Annotated in this window: 1 pseudogene; it reads right to left on the reverse strand. The window is 68.9% G+C overall.

Going from position 1 to position 669, the window contains the following annotated elements:
* Window positions 1–648: pseudogene (locus tag B9G38_RS18595) on the reverse strand (metal ABC transporter permease); the annotation flags it as partial.
* Window positions 649–669 lie beyond the last annotated feature (21 nt).

Genomic DNA, 669 nt, shown 5'->3' on the forward strand with positions numbered 1-669 from the left:
CGAAGGTCACGTACAGGAGCTGGTTGCGCGTCACCGCGACCGTCCCGACGATGACGGCGAAAAGCACCAGCAGGATCGCCGCGCTCTGGGGCGACACCGTCGAGAGGTTCCCGAAGAGGAACTGGTTCACGCCGACCGCGAGCCCGCCCGCGTTGAGGCTGATGAGCGTCGTCCCCAGCGCGAACCCGGTCGAGAGAACGATCGCCATCGAGACATCGTTGTAGGCGTCCGTGGTCTCGGAGATGAGCTCGATGAACAGCGCGGCGATCATCGCCACGACGACGGCGGTGAGGTACGGCGACACCCCGAGGTCGATGACGGCGTTGAGGAACAGCCCGACCGCCACCCCGGCGAACGCCGTGTGCGCCAGCGCGTCGCCGATGAGCGCGAGCTGCCGGTGGACGAGGAAGGTCCCGATCAGCGGGGCCATCACGCCGACGCAGAGCCCGACGAGCACCGCCCGGTGCATGTAGCGGTAGCGGGGGTCGAGCATCTCTAAGCCGGTGAAATAGTGCGCCCAGTCCATCAGCCAGTACCACTGGTCTAACACCCACAGGAGGACGCCGAAGACCGCCCGCCGGCGCCGGCGAGGCCGCCCTGTAACGCGACCGCCGCCGGCTGACCGACCGCGGCGAGAGTCGACGGCAGACCGACCGCGGAGAGGCCCGC

It is taken from the genome of Halorubrum sp. SD612, assembly GCF_002135005.1.